Consider the following 17,546-nt stretch of genomic DNA (forward strand, 5'->3'; position numbering starts at 1 on the left):
ACATGAAAATTGATCCTTGCTTCAAACGATGGTGATGAAAATTTCGGATCCTCTCCAGGACCGAAAGGAACAAATTAAGGGGGAGCTAATTAGCTATGTCAGCAGGTAATGTTCAAAAATTGTGTGAGACCACGAAAGAGAAGCTGAAATCCGCGATCGAGAAACTGGAACAATTCCTCAATGAGAATTCGATTCCGCAGCTTGCGCCAGACAATAATGAGGAAACGCTGCAATTTTACAAAGGATTTTTGTCTGACCTGCGGCATCTTCTGGTTTTCTCCGAAGTATCAGCCGAGAAACTGGGAATTGCGTTGCGCCGTGCCAATTTTGACAATGATTTTGCTGAAAAAGCTCTCTATAATGTGTATCATCATTGCGTTAACAACTTCTTTTATCCGAAAAGCGAAAGCTATTCCGAAGATGGGCGTTATGCATACACGGGACAGGATGCTATCCGTTTCCGAGTAAAACCGGTTCGGCCGGTAAGAGACATCATTCTCGATATCACCAAAATATATGAAGAGCTTCGGGACGATCTGACTTATTACGAAAGCGATTATTTAACGGAGCGCCGGATGCACAACCAGCGTTCGCACGCTTAAACCTTATACGATTACACCAAAGATGCCTGATGATGGCATCTTTTTTTATTTTCCTCATGACGACCATCAACTGACAAGATGCAGCAGGGATACGCCGATATGGAGCAGGGGACAATGAAGCTTGAGGTGATAAATAATGAAGGATCCAAGAACCTACGTAAAATGCAGCGTCAGCAACTGCAGCTACTGGGGTGAAGAGAACGTCTGCAAAGCCGAGCAAATCCTGATCGAAATCGACAAGCACGCCTCGGCCAAGTACAGCGAGGAGTACGGCAGCGAGCTTGGAGAGCACAAAGACCGGGCTGTAAATTCTTCGGCTACCTGCTGTCTGACCTTCAAACCCAAAACTTCTTAATCCAAGCACCCGACTCCATTAATGCACTTATCCATCTGTCGTGAGGAGGCTTCTAATCATGGATGAATTCAACAAACGAGAGCAGGAACACAAGACGGACAGCCCATTCGCAGGAAAAGGAATCACTCCCGTTTCAACGAATAACGTTTCCCGCACGAATCACCGAGAAGAATATGCAGCTGAAGCGAGTACTACTCCCTCTGCAACCCGGGATAACGAGTTCCGGCAGGCGATCGCCACACGGATCCGTACCGATTATCCGCGCAGGGACGCCCATAAAGAGGAGTATGCATCAGAGGTGACATCCCCTGAAGTCACAAGCCGTGCGGCCGGATATTCGGTCCGGGACGACCGGAAGGCGGATGCCGCGGTGAAGAGAACGGATTTGTACAAAAAAGACCGCGAGGAGTATGCGGCAGAAGTAGCTCCGGCACCATCGGTCCGCAGGGATGAGGTCCGTACCTCGGATGATGCCGAAAACCGGAACGCCGTTCAAAACTATGGACGTACAGCCGGTTATGTCGGTGTAGGCTTCGGCGTCCTGTCCTTGTTTATGTGGTCCATTATCCTGGGCCCACTGGCTGCAGTCATCGGCTTTTATGCCTACAGCCAAGGCAGCAAGGTATGGGGCGGATGGGCGATGGGTCTTGGCATTCTGGCAACGATCAGCTACTTCGTGCTGGTTCCGTTCGCCCGGTAAATCAAACGGGCATAAAGCGTCTTTGGCCGCTCATGAAGCGGCTGAGGGCGCTTTTTTCATGTCAGCGTTTTTTGGAAGAGGTCTGGCGCAAGACGGAGGAATCATGGTAAAATAAATCCAATCCGCATGGACGAGATTATGAGGAAAACGAGGTTTGAGATGATGCAAATCGATCCGGCTGCAGCGCAGCAGTTGTTGGCAATGCAGGACAACAGCCGTATTCAAAATAGAGACGAGCTTCTCCAGGACATTATCGAGAAGGGCAGCACCTCTGATTTTGGTGTTATTCTGAACCAGCTGCTGGATGACTCCAGCGCGGCAGCTGCAGAAATCGATGCTTCCGTACAACCGACGGTGCCCGGCGTATCGTGGAGTGATGGTCTGCTGTGGCAGCAGCTGGGAGAGGCGAACACCACGCCGGTGAAACAAGTTGACGAAGTGTCCAAGCCGGTGCATTCCGGCTCAGGCAAATCGACCGCTTACAACGACTTGATTGAACAGGCAAGCCGCAAGTACGGGGTGTCCGAATCGCTAATCAAGGCCGTCATCGAGACGGAGTCCACCTTTAATCCGAATGTCGTATCTTCTGCGGGGGCCAAAGGCCTGATGCAGCTGATGGACGGCACGGCGCAGGGACTCGGGGTCAGCGATCCGTTCGACCCGGCGCAGAACATCGATGCTGGCACGAAATACCTTTCGTATCAGCTGAGCCGCTTCGGTGGGCAGGAGAATATGGCGCTGGCAGCATACAATGCGGGGCCAAACCGGGTGCTCAAACTCGGAGTATCGACCGATGCCGAATTGATGCAGCAATTGGACCGGCTTCCTGCAGAAACAAGGAACTATATCCGTAAAATTGCGGATGCCAGGGCAAAATATGAAGGTTAATACCAATCGCATAGCGTTTTAAGTTACGGGATCAAACTCGGGAGAACGGGAAGCGGCTCGATATGAAGCGCTTCTTCCGATGTTTGATCTCTTTATATTGCTTCGGGTGATCCGTGTAAAGGAGGAAACGTAATGATCTATTGGGACCATGCGGCAAGTACGCCACCCTACGAAGAGGTTATCCAGACGATGGCGGAAGTAATGAGACAGCATTACGGCAATCCTTCATCCATTCACCGGATGGGCGAGGACGCTGCCAAGCTAATCAAGCGTTCCCGGGAAGTATGCGCCGCCGCCCTTGGTGTTAAACCGGCCGAGATCATCTTGACCTCGGGCGCAACGGAAGGGAACAATATGGCCATTAAAGGAACAGCCTTTCAATATGCCGGCAGGGGCAAGCACATCATAACAACTGCAACGGAGCATCCGTCCGTCTACGACAGCTGTTTATATCTTCGGGAACACGGATTCGAAGTAACCTTTCTTGATGTGGACCGGAAAGGCCGGATCCATCCGGACCAGCTGCGCAGCCTCATAAGAAAGGACACCATCCTGGTCAGCATCATGCATGTCAACAATGAGACCGGAGCCGTGCAGCCGCTGGAGGCGGCGGGACGAATCATTAAACAGTGCAACCCGCTGACCCTGTTCCATGTGGACGGTGTTCAGGGCTTCGGCAAGCTGCATGTCGACCTGCAGGCGTGGCAGGCGGACTTATATACGTTATCCGCACACAAACTCCGCGGCCCCAAAGGAGCCGGCGTATTATTTCGAAGGGAAGGCGTTCAGCTTCATCCGCTGCTGTCGGGAGGCAAGCAGGAGTCCGGCATGCGCTCAGGGACGGAAAATTACCCAGGGATTGTCGCCATGGCCAAAGCCATGCGGATGGCTAAAGAGCAGTTAGGGACTTTCAGTGAGCAGGTCGGGGCGCTGCGGGACGAATTGCTCGCATTTATCCGAACGATGCCAGCTCTTGCGCTGAACAGCGACGAAGACGGGGCGCCGCATATCGTTAACGTGTCCTTTTCCGGAATGAAAGCCGAGGTCCTTCTGCATTCACTTGAGGAGCACGGCATGCTCGTGTCCACCAAATCGGCCTGCTCTTCCAAGACGGCGGAGCCAAGCCGTGTCCTGCTTGCCATGGGACGGAGCGAGGAAGAGGCCTCCAGCGCAATCCGGATCAGCATGGGGCTTACCAACACCAAGAATGATGTAGAGCGGTTGAAAAACGCGCTTCAGGATGCGGTCGAACGGCTGACGCCTTTAATGACAGGAAGGAATGAAATCCATTGAAATATGATATGCTTCTGCTCCGCTATGGAGAAATTACACTCAAGGGAAAAAACCGGGGGCGCTTCGAAAATGCGGTGATCTCGCATATCCGGTCCGTTCTTAAGGATTTTCCCAAAGCGAAAATTCGCAAGGAGTACGGAAGACTGTACGTTGAATTGAACGGGGAAGAGCCGGAACCGCTGATTGCCTCGCTCCAAAAAATATTCGGACTGACGTCGATCAGCCCGGTAGTTGTCAGCTCTACGGAGCTGGACTCTATTTTGGAAGCTTCATCAGCATTTATCGGGCAGATGGACATGGAGGAAGAAGTAACCTTTAAAGTTCATGCCCGGAGAGTGTGGAAGGCTTTCCCGCACTCGTCCCATGAGATGAATCATCTGGTGGGTGCGCCGCTGCTGAAGAAGTATCCTCTGTTAAAAGTGAGCATGAAGGATCCCGAGCTCACTCTGCATGTGGAGATCCGCGAGCAGGGAACCTATATATTCTGTCAGACGATTCCCGCCGTCGGCGGATTTCCGCGGGGAAGCAACGGCAAGGCCATGCTGCTCCTCTCCGGAGGAATCGACAGCCCGGTCGCAGGGTGGTCCTCCATGCGCAGAGGGCTGGAAGTGGAGTGCGTTCACTTCTACAGCTACCCGTTTACAAGCCGGCTCGCCAAAGAGAAGGTCATCGAGCTGGCGAAGGTGCTCTCAGGATATGCAGGGGAGATCAAGATTCATCTGGTGCCGTTTACCGAAGTGCAAACGTCCTTTACCGGCATTGGACAGGACAATTTGATCATTACCCTGATGCGGCGTTCGATGCTCAGAATTGCCGAACTGCTGGCCAAGCGTGAAGGGGCGCTTGCGATCGTTACCGGAGACAGCCTCGGGCAGGTCGCCAGCCAAACCCTGCCAAGCATGAACGTGATCGGCCGGGCGACCGAGCTGCCGCTTCTGCGGCCGCTGATCATGATGGACAAAAACGAGATCATTCGGATTTCCAAAGAGATCGGCACATACGAAACCTCGATTCTTCCTTATGAAGACTGCTGCACCCTGTTCGTGCCGAAGTCACCGACGACGAATCCGAATTTGCGGGTCGTCGAGAATGTGGAGGCGTCGATTGAGAAGCTCCCTGAGCTGATCCAAGACGCCTTTGAGCGGACCGAAACTTTGGTGCTCACCAAGGATTATGTGATTGGGGAGGAAGAAGAAGCAGGCGGCGTTAACGAGGATTGGTTCTAAAGCTCAGAGGATTAGGAAACAAAAAAAGGAGGCTCTTCATTGAAGAGCCTCCTTTTGTATGACAACAAGCCTGACATGTGTGTTCTAACTATACGAATGTTCGTCTTTCCGTTTCTTCATCGACGCGCGTTTCAGGTATCCGAGGGCGAGAATGGCTATGACGACGATCACGATAAACAGCACCCGCAGAAACGGATATTGTTCAAAAAACGGAGCAAAACGCTTTTCTTCCGTAATCATGTTGGATGCCGTGTAACCGAGTACCGCCGAACCAAGGTAAATAATCCATGGAAACTTGTTAATCAGCTTAATAAACAGGGTGCTTCCCCAAACGACAATCGGAACACTGATAAGGAGTCCGAGAATGACGAGGATGATATTCTGCTCGGCTGCGCCGGCCACGGCGATTACATTGTCCAGCCCCATCGCAGCATCTGCCACGATAATGGTCCGTACAGCTCCCCATAAGGTCTGGCCTGCCTTGATGTCCGTGTGATCGTCATTATCGGCCAGCAGCTTGTAGGCGATCCATACGAGCATGACACCGCCCAGGGCAAGCAGCCACGGCACTTTCAGCAGCCAGACGACGACGATCGTCGCAATGATCCGGAGCAGGACTGCGCCTCCGGTTCCATAAAAAATAGCCTTTTTCTGAGTCGAGGGAGCAAGATTCCTCGCAGCAAGGCCAATTACGATGGCGTTATCGCCAGCCAATATTAAATCCAAAAAGACGATTTTGATCAAACTAACTAAAAATTCTATTACACTGTCCAAATCAGGTCACTCCTTATTATGACTGTATACGGAGTTCTATAGCAAATCGATTCATTATAGGCTAATTTTTCATGTGAAGTCAAGCATAGCCTGGCCAACTCGCACATAGATGTAGAGTGGAGGTGTTGGCCTTTGGAATCGATTTGGCTGCTCATTCAGATCCTTATGATCAATTTGGTCCTAAGCGGTGACAATGCCGTCGTGATTGCTCTGGCGAGCAAGGACCTGCCGGAGAAGCAGCGTAAACAGGCGGTATGGTGGGGAGCGCTCGGCGCTGTTATCCTGAGGTGCTTGTTGACTTTTATTGCGGTCATTCTGCTAAAAATCCCTTATGTTCAGGCGGTCGGCGGGTTCATGCTCATCTGGATCGCCTTCAATCTGCTGATCGAAAACAAGGATGAGCTCCGGCTGCAGGAATCCTCGACCATCTGGAAAGCGGTCAGGACTATTCTTGCGGCGGATTTCATTATGAGCCTCGACAACGTACTGGCCATTGCCGGACTCGCCAACGGCGATCTCGCACTGATCGTGATCGGCATTGCGATCAGCATACCGATCGTCGTCTGGGGCAGCAATTTGATCGTCACCTGGCTTCACCGTTTCCCGGTGCTCGTGTACATCGGGGCGGGCATTCTAGCTTATACAGCCGGTGAGATGGTTCTCCAAGACCACAGGCTTGGGGCTTTCCTCTCCGCATCTCTGCCGGAATTCCACCATCTCATTCCCGGCGTATTGGCCGGCTTGGTGATCGTCTCCGGCGGTATCAAGCAGCTGCTGCTGCGGCCGCGTTCATAAGCAGGACAATCTCGTTAAAAGCCGGGTTTAACCCGGTTTTTTTCTTGTTTTGAACATAAAAAATCGCAAAGTATGGGAATAATCTTGGCTTGCGGCAGGACCATACCTTTGCAGGGTTATTTTGGGCTGCAGTGCCTAAAAAATTACAGGCGCAATCTGGTTTTTTTCACACGTTTCAGATAAACTAAAGATGAAAATATGTCGTTTTTTGCGTATGGCGTAAGGGACGACAATAGAGAAGAGGGTGGGAGAATGTCCTCAAGGAACGACTTGAAGCTGGGCCTGTTCATCGTCATTGCTGGAATCGTCATTTTGCTTGGCAAGCTTGGAGTTTTCGGGTTTTTGGGCCGCACGCTGTGGCCGCTGGTCCTTTTGATTCCCGGACTGGTTCTGCATATGCTGTTTTTCGGCAACCGGGCGCGTGCCACGGTGCTTGTACCCGGCGGTATTTTGACGGTGTACGGGCTGCTATTTTTACTGTGCAGCACGATCAGCTGGGGGCTGATGTCCTACTTGTGGCCCGCCCTTCTGCTCGGGATCGCGGTAGGGATGTACGAGTATTACCTGTTTGAAAAGCCCCGTCCGTCCTCCTTGCTTCCTGCCTCCGTCATTTTGGGACTGGCTTCGCTGGTGCTGTTCTTCTTCAGCCTTCTTCATACGGCGGTGATCTATATCCTCGCCGTGCTTCTGATTGCCTTGGGCATTTGGCTCATTGCCGGAAGGGGGAAATCCAGAAACCGGAAGTGGAAGAGCGGCTGGTAAATCAGGTCTTCTATTTTCTGTAAAACACTTGTTTTTTTCTGAAACTTCATTATAATATAAGGGATGTAGAAGCGTCGGCGCTACCGCCTGACGCTTCATTTGTTGAAAGACTTCGTTACGATTTGAAAGGGAAAGGATCTGGATAAAAGCCATGCATTCAAGAGATAAAATTCGCAACATTGCGATTATTGCGCACGTCGACCACGGCAAGACGACCTTAGTTGACCAGTTGCTGCAGCAATCGGGGATATTCGCCAAGCACGAACACCTGCAGGAACGCGCCATGGACTCCAACGATTTGGAGCGCGAACGCGGCATTACCATCCTGGCCAAGAACACGGCCATTACGTATAAAGATTTTCTGATTAACATTGTGGACACCCCGGGACACGCCGACTTCGGCGGCGAGGTGGAACGGATTATGAAGATGGTCGACGGCGTACTGCTCGTCGTTGACGCATATGAAGGCTGCATGCCTCAGACCAAATTCGTGCTCCGCAAAGCGCTTGAGGCGAATCTGACGCCGATCGTCGTCGTCAACAAGATCGACCGTCCGGCAGCCCGTCCGGCCGAAGTTATTGACGAAGTGCTCGACCTCTTTATCGAGCTTGAAGCAAACGACGACCAGCTGAACTTCCCAGTCGTTTACGCTTCGGCGCTGAATGGAACCTCGAGCCTGGATCCGGACAAGCAGGACGACAACATGCTTGCCCTGTATGAAACGATTACCGAGCACATTCCTTCTCCGACGGAGAAGGTTGATGAGCCGCTCCAGTTCCTCGTTACACTGATGGACTACAATGAGTACCTTGGCCGGATTGCGATCGGCCGGGTTAACCGCGGCGTGATCAAGCAAGGCCAAGCCGTTACGGTCATCATGCGCGACGGCAAGAGCAAATCCGCCCGGATCGAGAAGCTGTTCGGCTTCCAAGGACTGAAGCGCGTGGAGCAGGAAGAAGCCGGAGCGGGCGACATCATCGCCATCGCCGGAATCAAGGACATCAATATCGGAGAAACGATCGCCGATCCGAACCATCCTGAAGCGCTGCCGGTTCTTAAGATCGACGAGCCAACCTTGCAGATGACGTTCCTGGTCAACAACAGCCCATTCGCCGGACGCGAGGGCAAGTGGGTTACGTCCCGCAAGCTGCGTGAGCGTCTGTTGAAGGAGTTGGAGACCGATGTCAGTCTACGCGTAGAAGAAACGGACAGCCCGGATGCGTTTATCGTGTCGGGACGCGGCGAGCTTCACCTCGGCATCCTGATCGAGAACATGCGCCGCGAAGGGTACGAAATGCAGGTTTCCAAGCCTGAGGTTATCGTCAAGGAAATCGACGGAGCCAAGATGGAGCCGATCGAGCGCCTTCTGATTGACGTGCCTGAAGAGAGCATGGGCGCGGTCATGGAAAGCCTCGGTTCCCGTAAGGCCGAAATGGTGAACATGGTCAACACCGGCAGCGGACAGGTGCGCCTGGAGTTTCTGATTCCCGCACGCGGCCTGATCGGTTACCGCACGCATTTCCTGACGCTGACCCGCGGTTATGGCGTCATGAACCATGCCTTTGACAGCTACGGTCCGCTGCACAGCGGTCAAGTCGGCGGACGCCATCAGGGCGTGCTGGTTTCCAGCGAAACCGGAACGAGCACCTTCTACGGCATGATGGGCGTAGAAGACCGGGGTATCCTGTTCCTGGAGCCGGGAACCGAAATTTATGAGGGCATGATCGTCGGCGAGCATACGCGCGATAACGACATCATCGTTAACATCTGCAAAGAGAAGCAGCTGACAAACGTGCGTTCCGCGACGAAAGATGATACAGTAAAAATGAAGACGCCTCGTCTATTCTCACTTGAACAGGCGCTTGAATATTTGAATGACGATGAGTATTGTGAAATCACGCCGAAATCGGTTCGTCTGCGCAAGAAGATTCTGAACAAGAGTGAGCGTGAACGTGCCGAGAAGCACCGCAAGATGGCCGAAGCCAACATGTAATCCGGGTAAGGTCCTCACCTCATTTCTGGAAGGAGTGAACTGTCCGTGCAAGCTTGGTTAGCAGCACATCCGATTATCTCCTATATCATCATCTTTGTGCTGATCACCTACGTATACAACAAGGTGTTTCGGGTCAAACAGAAGCTTCCGCTTCTCAAAGAGATTCTGCTGTATATTCTGATGGCTATCGGCTCCGGGATGCTGCTGATTTTTCAGCACGACAAGCTTCCGATCATCCAATGTCTGCTTGTCGCGGTAGCTCTGATGTTCACGGTGCGCATCCGCTATTTCGTGGAAGCGCGGCAGAAGAAGAAAGCCGAAGCGGCTGCCAAGCGGGTCTAACGCGCCCGCTGTGGCCCGGCTCTTTGCAACATTACGAAGGTCGTCATCGTTTATAGAGAGATTACCTCAAAATAAATGAAAAAGGTGTTTGAGATGAGTCCCAGCAATACGAGTCTACCTCCAAGATCTCATGGCGGCACCCCAAAAGGGAAAGTGCCTCCAAAGAAGAAAAAGAAGAAAAGCGGGTTCAAAACGTTTTTGAAATTCGTATTGATTCTGATTATTTTAGCTGTACTCGCCGTAGCGGGATACGCGGGATATTTGTACTATAAAGCGGATCATGGCGTTCTGGACACAGGTGTAGATGCACCGGTCGCTCCTTCCCAATCCGCCAAGGTCAAACCGATTACAATGCTGCTGCTTGGAACGGACTATCGTCCGGAGACGAAGACGCACTTGTCTGACGTCATCATGATCGCCGCCTTTAATCCGGATACGAAATCGGCAACGGTAGTTTCGGTTCCGCGCGATACCAAGATCGAGCTGAAGGGCTACCGGGAGAACAAGGCCAATGCCTATTATCCGAATTTCCTGGCCGATGAGAAGCAATCCGGCATCAAGGCGACCGATGAGATGAAGACAATGTTCTCCAAGTATTTGGACATCGATATCGATTACGTGACGGTGCTGAATTTCCAGGCCTTCCGTGATGCGGTAGATGCACTGGGCGGCGTTGACGTGACAGTCGACAAGAACATGTGCTACCGGGATAAAGCCGACGGAACGGACATCAACCTGAAGAAGGGTGAGCAGGAACTGAACGGGAAGCAGGCGCTCGATTTTGTGCGCTACCGGAAGTCCAACTGCCGTCCGAGAACGGACGCTTCCGACGATTTTGACCGCAACCGCAGACAGAACGAAGTTCTTCACTCCCTGATCGACAAGATGCAGACGTTCAAGGGCGTCACGAGCCTGGGCGGAGTGCTGGATGCCATGAATAACAACATGGAAACCGACATCGAGAAGGATCAATTGAAGAACATAATTGCAACTTATTGGAAAATTAAAAAAGAAGACGTCAAATTCATGCCGATTACCGGCAACTGGAAAAGTCCTTATGTGTATGTAGACGATGACGAGCTGGATAAAGCAAAGCAGGCATTGAAGGACGAGCTTGCCGGCAAGGCTGCCGTGGAAGCCGGTACTTCAGCGGATGAAAGCTCGAATCCGTAAAGTTGGGTGCAAGTTTTGGGACGACATATAATATACTAGAGTACAATGGAACCTGTACAGGAGGTCAGTGCGATGTCCGAGACGGTTACGAAGTGGACTCCAATATATGAAATACAACGTCAACCAGCCGTTCATCTCTCTGTGCCGACTTCTGCTGAATCCGGTGTATGTTTTGACGCGCCATGCAAAAAAGCCTAGTGATCTGATCACTGGGCTTTTTTCTTTTTTTGCAAAATTTGTTGATTCGTCTGGTATTTCGCCTGTCCTATGCTTTAGCGTGTTGGGCTTGGCGAAGAAGGGCTGTTCTGACGCGATTTGACATCGCGCGGGAGTTGCGGCACAATCCGGCCGACAATATCCGCCAGTTCGGAAGCGAATCCCGACACGGGTTCCCCTTTTTGAATATGCTGACCGATTTCGGCAATCCGGCTGGACAAATCCATATCGGCCGTCACGAGGGCGTTTTTGCCCCGAGGATCCTTTTTGAGTGCTTCGGCAACGGTATATTTGATGGTTCCGACGCGGGAACGCGTCAAATTGCCGTCTACGTCGATGCCCACAACGGCAGTATTGCCTAACACGACTGCATGCGCTTTTTTCACACCGTTCACCTTTTCGGCGATGTTTTCCAAATGGTCTTTTAAAGCCAGGTCCGTTGTATCTTCTGCAGAACGCACGGCTGTGTTTCCTGCAGACCGGAGTGAAAGGCGGTGATGGTCGCCGGTTGATGCGGCTGTCGGCCCCTGTTGACTTTGAGGAGAGGGTGATGCAGTGTTCTGATGATTACAACCGCTCAGTAGAGCCATAGTTAACACAACGAGCAAAAACATTCTCATATGTGATCGTCCTTTCCAGGTCATAAATTGGCATGACGGGTTGTAACTTAGGATGTCCATGACGAAATAATTTATGTGTTTATTATGAGTTCAGTGGAGGGAGAAAGTATGAGAAAGATATTTGTACTGGATACCAATGTGCTGCTGCATGATCCCCGGGCGATATTTGCGTTTGATGAACATGAAGTCGTGATTCCGGCCGTCGTTCTGGAAGAAATAGACTCCAAGAAACGGAATGCCGACGAAATCGGGAGAAATGCGCGGACGGTGTCCCGCCTGCTGGACGGATTGAGGGAAAACGGCGGCCATTTGCACAGCGGGGTGCTTCTGGAAAACAAAGGCAGCCTGAAAGTGGAGCTGAATCACCGCAGTTTTGTGAAAGTACAAGAAATGTTCGGCGAAATGTCCAATGATAACCGCATTTTGGCAGTCGCCTTAAATTATCATCTGGAAGAGCAGGGGAAGGAGGACCCGACATCGGTAGTGCTGGTAAGCAAGGACGTGCTCGTTCGCATCAAGGCGGACGTGCTTGGTCTGGTGACCCAGGATTATTTATCCGACCGCACCGTAGGTCCCGGAGATCTGTATACCGGATATTCTACGCTGAAGGTGCATCCTTCCATCATCGACGAGTTTTATTCGTACCGTTTTTTGTCCATCAAGCCGCTGCAGCTGCCTTATCCGCTGTATCCGCATGAATTCGTCATCCTAAAGGACGAGATGGGGAGCACGAAATCGGCCTTGCTGAAGGTGAATACGGATGCGCTCCGGCTGGAGCCGCTCTTTTTGAGCAATGAGTCCGTATGGGGAATTAGCGCACGCAACGCACAACAGCGCATGGCGCTGGAGCTGCTGCTGAACGACGATATTCCGATCGTAACGATTACCGGAAAGGCCGGTACGGGCAAAACGCTGCTTGCCTTGGCAGCCGGGCTGATGAAGGTCGAAGATGAACATAAATACAAAAAGCTGCTGATTGCAAGGCCGGTCGTTCCGATGGGCAAGGATATCGGTTATCTGCCCGGAGAGAAAGAAGAGAAGCTCCGTCCGTGGATGCAGCCGATTTACGACAACCTGGAGTTTTTGTTTGATACGAAAAAGTCGGGCGATATCGATAAAATTTTAATGGGTCTGGGCAGCATTCAGGTTGAGGCGCTCACGTATATCCGCGGACGGTCCATCCCCGGCCAGTTTATCATCGTGGACGAAGCCCAGAACCTGTCCCGCCACGAAGTAAAAACGATCGTCTCCAGGGTCGGGGAGGGAAGCAAGATTATCCTGATGGGGGACCCCGAGCAGATCGATCATCCGTATCTGGACGCATCGAGCAACGGCCTGTCATATATCGTGGAGAAATTCAAGCAGGAAGGGATCAGCGGGCACATTACCTTGGAAAAAGGCGAGCGCTCCAAGCTGGCACAGCTCGCAGCCGATCTGCTGTGATTTCATAGCTGGTACTATTTCCCGAGAAATGATGCCACCAACTATCGGCACATAAAAAGAAGTCCCCCTTGTCCGGTTCATCGGAACCGGCTGGGGGCTTTTTTTAGAGAGATCAGAACGTATAAATTTCGGAGCCTCCGCTTCCTGATCTCGCAAGAAAAACTGCCGTTAAAAGCGGTCTGTCTTCTTAGAAGGTACGTCGATAGACATCTTTCTTTAGTTTTAACAATTTCAGGCACCGGATCAAATATACTCGAATTACAATAAGGACAATCACAGGCGTAAATTCGTAGTTAACCTCGTGGTATGGGGCATCGGCTTATTTCTTACCAGTCCGTTAAACATTTCCAGAAAAAAATAGGACAAGCGCCCTATGAATTTGCTAAAATATTGTATAAGTATTGTGAGGGGAGGCCTAGAGACTTGAGGCGGAAAAATTACTGGCTTCTGTTTGCCATTTTGCTGCTCTCTTTAACCGCTTTATCCCAGGGGCAGGATTTGTCGCAGACCCCATCGGGTCATGAAGAGGAAGATGACGCGTCTCTGTTTTCGCAGCCTTCCACACAAGAGCGAACGTCCCAATCCCCCATCCGGGTCACCGTGCACCTGAGCGATGAGGATTTTAAGCAGCTCGAGGAGCTGAATCATACATATGTCACCGACACCGGAGCCACGGTGGAATTAAACAACATCCCGGATGCCGATGCGTACCTTCAGCTGACGTCCGCTTTGGCCGTAGGGGAAGGCCCCGATGTCATGCTCATCAACAGCTCGTGGGTCCGCCCGATGGCCTCCCGAGGCTACCTGCTGCCAGTCGAATTCTATACAAGCAATCGTGCGGATAGTGATACCATCAACCCGCTGCTGCAAGAGGTGGAATGGAACGGCTACCAGTGGGGAACGCCCGCCGACATGGATCCTTATGTGCTGGCATGGAATGTGAAAGCGCTGAATTCGCTTGGAGTGACGGATATTCCAGGCGGTATCAGCAGTTGGAAAGAGCTGCTGAGCAAAACGAAGAACCGAGGACATCAGCAGCTGCTGGAGATTTCGTCCGGGGACGGCTATGATGCTGCAGCTTTGATGGGAGCACTGGGCACCGATCCGTTAAGCCCGAGCCAGGCATCCCTGGAATGGATCGACAAGGCTCGCGCATTCATGCAAATCGATCAGGCCGAGCAAGGCGCTGACGGAGCCCAGCTTCCGATAACCATTTCCGCCGTCTCAGAAGCGGCAAAGTCTCAGACGGCAAATACGGAACTGCGGATGCCCGAGCAGCTGTACGCCATCTATCCGTCGCTCTTGCGCAGCCGAAGCTACGCTGTATCGGCGGGATCGCAGCATGCCAAAGAAGCAGCCGAATGGATTGCGTATATGAGCTCGGCAGTCGTTCAGCAGGAATGGTACCAGGCTACGGGTAAACTTCCGGCGCTGAAGAGCCTGTATGACGATACGGTATTCAATCCGGCCGGGTTGCCGTTCCATCTCAACTCCCTGCTTCAGACGGCGGGTACCGATAAGGACACAGGCAGGCTGCAGGCGAAATGGGATGTGTTTGTCAAAGCATCAGGCGATTATATTACAGGCAAATCTGCGGCCGCAGATTACGTTGAGGCTGTAAGAGGGGAAGCCGGAGGAAGCTGATCCGTTACTCGCGGGCAGTTTGTCTCCGGCTTTTTTGTGTTACATGGACAGCTTAAGCGTGACATGGAGGTTTTTATCCGTACTTTTCACCTCGGTCGCCTTTACGAAGGAGACGATTTGCTGCGGATAAAATCCCAAATCGAACTCTTCCTCCATTTGGCGGCATGTCGTATCGGGCAGTTCATAGCCGTTAAATACGAGCTTATCCACATGGAACATGATGGAGTTCTGCGGCTGCTCCTCAACGCTGTAGTGGCCCTGAACTTCAAGGGAGAGCGTGCCGCTTTGGCCGGAGGCCGTAATCTCGTCTTCGCCAAAGTGGAAGGCAAACTGCTTGAACAGATCGTTTTTGGAGCGGAGGAAAGCGTTCAGATCGTCCTCCTTGATGTCGATATTATAGGTCGTTCCGTTGGTGCGGATCGCTCCGTCCTGATTCTGGATAAACTCCGGGAGGTCGTTCATGGCTGAGGCGAGCGCGTCAAAATAGGTTTTTACCTCGTTAAGCCCGACATTTTCCCAATATAGCGTAAATTCCTCGATCATTTTCTTGAGCGCTTCCGGATCGCTGCTGGAGGCGATTCCCTGATCGACCTTTTGCTGCAGGGCCGATACCCGTGCCCGCTGCTCAATGAGATTGGACTTCATTACTTCCAGATCGGCCGTCTTTTTCTCCATGGCCAGCTTCGTGTTTTTAATCTCCTTGTACTCCGATTGATACGCGTCAAGAACCGAGCGGTCATGCTCCATGATCATATCGTAGACATCAAACATATGAATGAGACTGCCCAAATCTTTGGCGGACAGCATGGCAACGAGCAGGCCTTCCCTTTCCCCCATGTAATAAGAACGAATGACGGCTCCTGCGCGGCTCTGCTGATCCTGGATCTGAAGCAGCTTGTCTTCCAGCTGCCCGGACAGCTTGTTCAGCTCCTGCTGGATGGTCTCCTGCTGCGCGGTGATCCGCTCAATTTCCCGGTCGATTTCCACAACAGACAGGCTGTTCTGTAATATTTCTCGGTCGTCTGTGCTGGCGCCTGCGGACGGGTCGGCCCGAAGCTCAGGTACGGGGCGGAGCAGCGACAGGCAGAGCATCGGGAGAAGCAGGCAGAGGATTCGCAGGCGTCGATTGTAAGGCTTCAATGGATTTGATCCCTCCCCCATGGTTGTCCATTGTAAATATATGATTCAACGGTAAAAAATATCATCTCTCTTGGAGCCTGTCAGATTTGGCAAGCCAAATAACCCCAGCATTCAAATGCAGATTTATGCAGGTGGCCCCGATAAAAGTTGGCATAAGCGAAAAAAGCGACCCGGCATTGGATGTCGGATCGCTTTCCTTTGGGTTCTCTAATGATCGGATTAAAGCGGTAAGCCCATTTTGAATACTGTCCAATAGCTGAAACCGGTAAACGTCACGATCATATAGCCCCAGAAGAGAAGAATGTAAGTTCTCTCCGTAAATTTCAGATACCCCAAGATGACGAAAAATGCGGTCTGTACGAAGAACAACAGAGCCATCTCGACCATGTTGCCGGCATATGCCATAAGCCCGATTGCGAGCGTAAAGAACCCGAGTACTCGAAACATGCGTGCCACGTTATATCCCCCTCTCCTTATGTACGGTCATAGCTAAGCTACGTATCATTATATCGTTAACCCAAAATTGTGTAAACGAAAAAGTTGTTTTTATTATTGTGGTCCCATGAAGACAAAGTATACATCGCCATGCATCGGCAAATTTCCAATATGAGGGTATGAGCGCTTTGCAAATTGGCAATACAATTTAGTATCAAATAGATTCTATGAACTCTATGAGAAGCATAGAAATGAAAATAAGCAGCTGTTATACCTTATTCAGTACCCGGTGAACAATCCGGTTATGGAGACGGGTTATTTTAGGATGTTGTTAGGAGGGTTTTGTTGCATGACAGCAGTTAGACAAGATGCATGGAGCAGCGAGGATGACCTTATTTTGGCGGAAGTAACCTTAAGGCATATCCGGGAAGGAAGCACTCAGCTGGCCGCTTTTGAGGAAGTAGGCGAAAAAATCGGAAGGACGGCGGCAGCCTGCGGATTCCGATGGAACAGCTGTGTCCGTAAAAAGTATGAGGAAGCAATCAGCCTGGCCAAGACGCAGCGCCAGAAACGGAGCTACTATAAGAAGCAGCCGGCAAATTCGGGGATTCAGGTGGCCGGTTTAGGTCTGTCCGAAGCTGAGGCGGGTTATTACAAAATGGAGGGAGCCAGTGAAGAGACACTCTCCATCGATGCGGTCATCCGCTTTTTGAAGCAATGGAAAGGGAGCCTCCAGGAAAACGGACGCCAGCTGAAAATGCTGGAGAAGGAGCTCCGTGAAAAGGAAGAAGAGCTGAACAATTTGAGAAGGGTCAACGAGCGGCTCTCCAGGGAAGTCAGTGAAGTCCAAACCGATTACAGGGTCGTTAATGACGACTACAAAGCGCTTATTCAAATTATGGACCGGGCACGGAGGCTTGCCTTTTTGAACGAAGAGGACGAGGAGCTGAAGTCGCGGTTCAAGATGGATGCCAACGGCAATCTGGAGCGGATTGAGTAAAAGTCATACAACGATGCAATACAGATCCCGTGCGGATGCGTGAAGTTTGCGCAGACCGAACGGGTTTTTTCGTGCGTGTAAGCCTTATGTGATCCCGGATGCGCTATAATAGGGACACGGAAAGTAACCATTGGACACGGAGGGC

The 17,546-nt window shown here is 51.6% G+C and carries 18 protein-coding genes; 14 read left to right on the forward strand and 4 right to left on the reverse strand.

From position 1 onward, the window contains the following. The first annotated feature begins 95 nt into the window (after positions 1–95). The 6 genes from IAE55_RS05710 (at position 96) to thiI (ending at position 5,064) form a co-directional block, all read left to right on the forward strand. The gene (locus tag IAE55_RS05710) at positions 96–602 is read left to right on the forward strand and encodes a YpuI family protein (protein ID WP_145158119.1); all 507 of its coding nucleotides are present in this window, start codon (positions 96–98) and stop codon (positions 600–602) included. 136 nt (positions 603–738) lie between these two features. Beyond that, complete coding sequence (locus IAE55_RS05715) at positions 739–957, forward strand: DUF1540 domain-containing protein (RefSeq protein WP_076169821.1); 219 nt, start codon at positions 739–741, stop codon at positions 955–957. Positions 958–1,015: 58 nt separating this feature from the next. Then, a complete protein-coding gene (locus tag IAE55_RS34225) occupies positions 1,016–1,657 on the forward strand; it encodes a hypothetical protein (RefSeq protein WP_325168607.1) in 642 nt (213 codons plus the stop codon). A gap of 162 nt (positions 1,658–1,819) precedes the next feature. Further along, positions 1,820–2,545, forward strand: coding sequence for a lytic transglycosylase domain-containing protein (locus tag IAE55_RS05725; RefSeq protein ID WP_200631692.1), 726 nt, complete (start codon positions 1,820–1,822; stop codon positions 2,543–2,545). 132 nt (positions 2,546–2,677) lie between these two features. Next, entirely contained in the window at positions 2,678–3,838 is a 1,161-nt protein-coding gene (locus IAE55_RS05730) for a cysteine desulfurase family protein (protein WP_200631359.1), read from the forward strand. Continuing rightward, on the forward strand, positions 3,835–5,064 hold the full coding sequence (gene thiI, locus IAE55_RS05735) for a tRNA uracil 4-sulfurtransferase ThiI (RefSeq protein WP_200631361.1): 1,230 nt from the start codon (positions 3,835–3,837) through the stop codon (positions 5,062–5,064). Before IAE55_RS05730 ends, thiI begins: the two co-directional genes overlap by 4 nt. An 84-nt stretch (positions 5,065–5,148) precedes the next feature. On the opposite strand, the gene IAE55_RS05740 is transcribed toward thiI, so the two are convergent. Next, positions 5,149–5,838 carry a TerC family protein gene (locus IAE55_RS05740; RefSeq protein ID WP_145947478.1) on the reverse strand — a complete coding sequence of 230 codons (690 nt, stop codon included), beginning with the start codon at positions 5,836–5,838 and terminating at the stop codon, positions 5,149–5,151. A 132-nt stretch (positions 5,839–5,970) separates the two neighbouring features. On the opposite strand from IAE55_RS05740, the gene IAE55_RS05745 reads away from it, so the two are divergent. The 5 genes from IAE55_RS05745 to IAE55_RS05765 all read left to right on the forward strand — a co-directional run bounded on the left by IAE55_RS05745 (position 5,971) and on the right by IAE55_RS05765 (position 10,903). Beyond that, on the forward strand, positions 5,971–6,633 hold the full coding sequence (locus IAE55_RS05745; RefSeq protein ID WP_200631363.1) for a TerC family protein: 663 nt from the start codon (positions 5,971–5,973) through the stop codon (positions 6,631–6,633). Positions 6,634–6,885: 252 nt separating this feature from the next. Beyond that, complete coding sequence (locus IAE55_RS05750) at positions 6,886–7,395, forward strand: hypothetical protein (RefSeq protein WP_105444515.1); 510 nt, start codon at positions 6,886–6,888, stop codon at positions 7,393–7,395. A gap of 151 nt (positions 7,396–7,546) precedes the next feature. After that, positions 7,547–9,388 (forward strand): translational GTPase TypA, encoded by a 1,842-nt coding sequence (gene typA, locus IAE55_RS05755; RefSeq protein ID WP_105444516.1) that lies wholly within the window; start codon positions 7,547–7,549, stop codon positions 9,386–9,388. A 45-nt stretch (positions 9,389–9,433) separates the two neighbouring features. Next, positions 9,434–9,730: a YlaH-like family protein gene (locus IAE55_RS05760; RefSeq protein WP_076169828.1), complete on the forward strand. Its 297-nt coding sequence runs from the start codon at positions 9,434–9,436 to the stop codon at positions 9,728–9,730. Between the two features lie 93 nt (positions 9,731–9,823). After that, a complete protein-coding gene (locus IAE55_RS05765) occupies positions 9,824–10,903 on the forward strand; it encodes an LCP family protein (RefSeq protein WP_145158137.1) in 1,080 nt (359 codons plus the stop codon). A gap of 272 nt (positions 10,904–11,175) precedes the next feature. Here the strand turns inward: IAE55_RS05765 and IAE55_RS05770 are convergent, their stop codons facing one another. Further along, on the reverse strand, positions 11,176–11,799 hold the full coding sequence (locus IAE55_RS05770) for a YhcN/YlaJ family sporulation lipoprotein (RefSeq protein WP_306434088.1): 624 nt from the start codon (positions 11,797–11,799) through the stop codon (positions 11,176–11,178). Between the two features lie 48 nt (positions 11,800–11,847). Here IAE55_RS05770 and IAE55_RS05775 point away from each other — a divergent pair, with 48 nt between their 5' ends. Both IAE55_RS05775 and IAE55_RS33730 read left to right on the forward strand, forming a co-directional pair. Then, on the forward strand, positions 11,848–13,182 hold the full coding sequence (locus IAE55_RS05775) for a PhoH family protein (protein WP_076169830.1): 1,335 nt from the start codon (positions 11,848–11,850) through the stop codon (positions 13,180–13,182). A gap of 423 nt (positions 13,183–13,605) precedes the next feature. Then, positions 13,606–14,826 carry an extracellular solute-binding protein gene (locus tag IAE55_RS33730; protein WP_267917895.1) on the forward strand — a complete coding sequence of 407 codons (1,221 nt, stop codon included), beginning with the start codon at positions 13,606–13,608 and terminating at the stop codon, positions 14,824–14,826. 39 nt (positions 14,827–14,865) lie between these two features. Here IAE55_RS33730 and IAE55_RS05785 read toward each other — a convergent pair whose 3' ends face one another. Together IAE55_RS05785 and IAE55_RS05790 are read right to left on the reverse strand one after the other, a co-directional pair. Beyond that, the gene (locus tag IAE55_RS05785; protein WP_200631365.1) at positions 14,866–15,966 is read right to left on the reverse strand and encodes a coiled-coil domain-containing protein; all 1,101 of its coding nucleotides are present in this window, start codon (positions 15,964–15,966) and stop codon (positions 14,866–14,868) included. Between the two features lie 219 nt (positions 15,967–16,185). Continuing rightward, positions 16,186–16,422 (reverse strand): DUF2626 domain-containing protein, encoded by a 237-nt coding sequence (locus tag IAE55_RS05790; protein ID WP_076169833.1) that lies wholly within the window; start codon positions 16,420–16,422, stop codon positions 16,186–16,188. A gap of 328 nt (positions 16,423–16,750) precedes the next feature. Here IAE55_RS05790 and IAE55_RS05795 point away from each other — a divergent pair, with 328 nt between their 5' ends. Then, positions 16,751–17,401: an RsfA family transcriptional regulator gene (locus IAE55_RS05795; protein ID WP_076169834.1), complete on the forward strand. Its 651-nt coding sequence runs from the start codon at positions 16,751–16,753 to the stop codon at positions 17,399–17,401. The last annotated feature ends 145 nt before the right edge of the window (positions 17,402–17,546 follow it).

The organism is Paenibacillus sp. S28 (assembly GCF_016624415.1).
GTDB lineage: Bacteria > Bacillota > Bacilli > Paenibacillales > Paenibacillaceae > Paenibacillus_AQ > Paenibacillus_AQ favisporus.